This window comes from Salinivibrio sp. MA427 (genome assembly GCF_001996115.1).
In the GTDB taxonomy this organism is placed as follows: Bacteria; Pseudomonadota; Gammaproteobacteria; order Enterobacterales; family Vibrionaceae; genus Salinivibrio; species Salinivibrio costicola.
In genome coordinates this window covers 1-3,896 of record NZ_MUFH01000248.1, presented here as the reverse complement: position 1 = coordinate 3,896, position 3,896 = coordinate 1, and the positions used below count along the sequence as shown (strand labels likewise).

The 3,896-nt window shown below is 49.3% G+C and carries 5 protein-coding genes and 1 pseudogene; 4 read left to right on the top strand and 2 right to left on the bottom strand.

The annotated features are described in order from the left end of the window. From BZG79_RS16170 to msrB, 3 genes and pseudogenes are all read left to right on the top strand, one after another. A pseudogene (locus tag BZG79_RS16170) lies at positions 1-104 on the top strand (30S ribosomal protein S6--L-glutamate ligase); the annotation flags it as partial. Continuing rightward, positions 91-1,158 (top strand): succinylglutamate desuccinylase/aspartoacylase family protein, encoded by a 1,068-nt coding sequence (locus BZG79_RS12735; protein ID WP_077576712.1) that lies wholly within the window; start codon positions 91-93, stop codon positions 1,156-1,158. The pseudogene BZG79_RS16170 and the gene BZG79_RS12735, both read left to right, overlap by 14 nt. 106 nt (positions 1,159-1,264) lie before the next feature. Beyond that, on the top strand, positions 1,265-1,708 hold the full coding sequence (gene msrB / locus BZG79_RS12730; protein ID WP_025744776.1) for a peptide-methionine (R)-S-oxide reductase MsrB: 444 nt from the start codon (positions 1,265-1,267) through the stop codon (positions 1,706-1,708). A gap of 34 nt (positions 1,709-1,742) precedes the next feature. On the opposite strand, the gene BZG79_RS12725 is transcribed toward msrB, so the two are convergent. After that, positions 1,743-3,131, bottom strand: coding sequence for a class II fumarate hydratase (locus BZG79_RS12725; protein ID WP_077774576.1), 1,389 nt, complete (start codon positions 3,129-3,131; stop codon positions 1,743-1,745). Positions 3,132-3,286: 155 nt separating this feature from the next. Here BZG79_RS12725 and BZG79_RS12720 point away from each other — a divergent pair, with 155 nt between their 5' ends. Continuing rightward, entirely contained in the window at positions 3,287-3,571 is a 285-nt protein-coding gene (locus BZG79_RS12720) for a hypothetical protein (RefSeq protein ID WP_077461424.1), read from the top strand. Positions 3,572-3,633: 62 nt separating this feature from the next. Here the strand turns inward: BZG79_RS12720 and BZG79_RS12715 are convergent. Next, on the bottom strand, positions 3,634-3,896 hold a 263-nt coding region (locus BZG79_RS12715; RefSeq protein WP_199877818.1), incomplete at its 5' end, for an ASCH domain-containing protein.

The following is a 3,896-nucleotide window of genomic DNA, read 5'->3' as shown; positions in this document are numbered from 1 at the left end:
AAGGCATCGAGCGCGCAACAGGAAAAGATGTTGCCGGACTAGTGATTGATTATATAGAAAAAAATGCCAAACCTCAGAGGACACGCACACGTGGGAAGGGCTAAACAAAGCGACGCCATCGAGATCGGTGGACAACATATTCAAGCCGGTCAGCGAGCGAGTCTCGAACTTGAAATTGCTCGTTTGTACACACATTCACCGCTTAACGTCAGTGTTGAAGTACTGCATGGTAAGTTAAATGGCCCTGTGCTGCTTGTTTGTGCCGCCATCCACGGAGATGAGCTCAACGGCATTGAAGTGGTTCGTCAAGTCATGGCCAAAATCGATCCGAAAAAGCTACATGGCACCTTAATCGCGATTCCTGTAGTGAATGTGTTTGGGTTTATTCACAAATCACGTTATCTCCCTGACCGCCGAGATTTAAATCGCTCATTCCCCGGATCAGAGCGAGGATCAATAGCGGGAAGAATGGCGTATCAGCTCTTTGAGCAAGTGATTCGCCAATGTAGCCATGTTATCGATTTACATACCGCGGCCATTCATCGCACCAACCTGCCTCAGATTAGAGCCAATCTGGAGAATCAAGAGGCGGCGGCGATGGCAACCGCATTTGGCGCGCCTGTGGTGGTCGATGCCGCATTGCGTGAAGGATCGCTACGCGCCGAAGCTGAGCGTATTGATATTCCCGTGATCACCTATGAAGCCGGTGAGGCGCTTCGTTTTGAGCCTTATGCGATTAATGCCGGTGTACGAGGGGTGATTCGTGTGATGCGCTACCTGGGCATGTTACGCCAAACACGTCGAAAAACGCCTTATCAGCCCGTCACAGCCCGATCAACAAAATGGGTGCGTGCAGAAGCCGATGGTTTATTGAGAAGTCACGTGGCGCTCGGACAAAGTGTCAACCGCGATCAAGTCATTGGCATTATCAGTGATCCCGCAGGCACAACAGAAACCGAAATCAAAGCCCAGCAAAGTGGTATCGTCATTGGTCAGCATACCCTCCCTGTAGTGAATGAAGGGGATGCGATTTTCCATATTGCGTTCTTCTCACAGCCCGATGACTTGATTGAGCAACATATGGAAGATTATCGCGATCAAGTGAAAGATGATCTCGATGATGAAATAAAATGGGGGATTGGCACCCTATCAAGTTGATCCCAGCAGTAAAAAGCAACCGTACTACTTGCATCGATCACCAGGATTCATAACACTAGACGCCTGTAGCACGGACTCCTGTCCGGTCAACAAGAGGAATAACATCATGCTGACATGGCAAGACATCGTCGCTCGAAGTGAAAACGGCAATCTCACACCGCCGTCGCGAGTCGAAAAAACCGAACAAGAGTGGCAAGCACAACTCAGTGATGACGCTTTCCGAGTGACACGCCAAAAGGGCACAGAACGCGCGTTTAGCTCGGGCATGTGTACTCTATTTGAGCCAGGCCTCTACGGCTGCGTGTGCTGCGGCACCTTGCTGTTTGATGCCGGCGAAAAGTTCGATTCAGGCACAGGTTGGCCCTCGTTTACCCAGCCAGCGCAAGACAATGCCATTGCCTATCACAAAGATACAACCCATGGCATGACGCGTATTGAAACCACCTGTGCCAGCTGTGATGCTCACCTGGGTCACGTCTTCCCAGATGGTCCCGAGCCATCTGGCTTACGTTTTTGTATGAATGCCATTGCACTTAAAAAAATGGATTAATGCTTTAAAGGGCGAGTCTGCCTCGCCCCGTATTTTACTCAGCAATACCGCCTTGTGTCAGTTTGGTTGGATCAAGCAACTCAGCCAGCTTTTCTCGGCCTAGGTCAGTTTCTTCTTCGGCAACATCCAAAATAGGGCGGCCTTGTTGATACGCTTTTTTCGCGATGTCAGCCGCTTTCAAGTATCCAACTACAGGATTAAGCGCCGTCACTAAAATCGGATTGCGAGATAGCGCAGCTTGCAAATTGTCCTCTCTGACCTTAAAACTACGAATGGCTTTATCTGCCAGCAGTCGGCTAGATCCTGCGAGTAAATGAATACTTTGCAGTAAGTTTGAGGCAATCACAGGTAACATCACATTCAATTCAAAATTACCCGACTGACCGGCTACAGTGACAGTGGTGTCGTTGCCCATGACTTGTGCCGCGACCATAGCAGCGGATTCTGGAATAACAGGATTCACTTTCCCCGGCATAATAGACGATCCCGGCTGTAACCCCTCTAGCTCAATTTCTCCTAACCCGGCAAGTGGGCCCGAATTCATCCAACGCAAATCATTGCTCAGTTTCATGGTTGCCACTGCGGTGGTCTTTAACTGACCATGCAGTGCCACCAGCGCATCCTGACTACCAATGGCGAAAAAGGGATTCTCGCTCGCCGTGAATGAGGAGTGGCTACACGCACAGACTGCGTTGGCAAAACGCTCGGCAAATAATGGATGAGCATTGATTCCCGTCCCCACTGCCGTGCCACCCTGAGCCAGTGCGCGCACCGATGATAGGCTTTGGGTAATTTGTACCATCGCATGTTCTATTTGCTGCGACCAAGCCTCCAGCTCCTGTCCAAGCGTCACAGGCATCGCATCCATCAAATGGGTACGACCCGTTTTCACGATATGGCCGACTTTGCTTTTCTTTTCCTGTAACGCGTCACGTAAATGCACTAACGCGGGAAGTAAGGCTTTTTCACAGCCCAAAGTAGCACTGATCTGAATAGCCGTAGGAACAGAGTCGTTACTGCTTTGGCTCATATTGACATGATCGTTGGGGCTGACCGTTTCATCACACTTTTCAGAGGCCAACGTTGCCAGCACTTCATTCATATTCATGTTTGAGCTAGTGCCTGAGCCGGTCTGAAATACATCCACCGGAAACTGCGCTAAATGCTCGCCACCGATAACGGCTTCAGCACTTTGGCGAATCGCGTGGGCGATATTGCCATCCAGTAAGCCCAGCTCTTCGTTAGCCGTTGCCGCTGCATGTTTCACCATAGCTAACGCGCGAATAAAGTCCGCTGGCATGGTCAGTTCGCTGACCGAGAAATTGTTTACCGCTCGTTGGGTCTGCGCTTGATACAAGGCATCCGCCGGCACCTCAATATCGCCCATACTGTCTTTTTCGATACGAGTTTTTGTCATGGTCATATCCTTTTGTTTCACTATACTTTTCGATAATAGTTATCATTAACATATTAGCCAAGGTTATTGAAACGTTACGCCTTACGCATTTCAAAAATGTCGTGCTAGGGCTTGTTTGATGTCCTAAGATGGCGCCACGATTAAAAACAACGAGTAAAACCATGCAAGAAGAAGCCAGTACGCGTATCGAAGATCTGATTACGGTCGTCGAGAATCAAATTACTGACCAAGAGCCTAAAAAAGTCGCCGAGACAGTTATGCGTCTGCGTATGACCGGCTATTCCCGCGAAGAAGCTATTGAATATATCGCGTGCGCATTGATGGTTGAGATTTACGACGTTAGCCAAAATAACGGGCAGTTCACACTATCACGTTACGAAGCCAACTTAGACACCCTGCCAGACATGCCATGGGCCGATGAGATGAATTTGGACTTGAGTGAGTAAACAAAAACGTTCCTGTCCATAACTCGCAATCACAAAAAAGCCGCTCAGCGCGGCTTTTATGTTCAGAGCGGATAGACTTTCTCAAACTCTTCAAGCACCACATCCGAGTGCTCATCAAAATGCAGGCCGTGTGTTTTGGCGTACTGGGAGAAGTAACCCCAATGCGCTTCGTGCCAACATTGGTAAGAGCCATCTCCCTCGCCTTCACGTGCCGCAAATTCGGCGCTAACTTGGTTAAACGGGCAATAGCTCACCTGTGTGGTTTTGACGATACACACGGGTCGCTGGTGACCATTAAGGACGATCTTATAATGTCCTTTTTGAG

Excerpts from the sequence above, each read along its gene's own strand:
- BZG79_RS12725 (WP_077774576.1), bottom strand. The coding sequence starts at position 3,131 with ATGACCATGACAAAAACTCGTATCGAAAAAGACAGTATGGGCGATATT.
- msrB (WP_025744776.1), top strand. The coding sequence starts at position 1,265 with ATGCTGACATGGCAAGACATCGTCGCTCGAAGTGAAAACGGCAATCTC.
- BZG79_RS12720 (WP_077461424.1), top strand. The coding sequence starts at position 3,287 with ATGCAAGAAGAAGCCAGTACGCGTATCGAAGATCTGATTACGGTCGTC.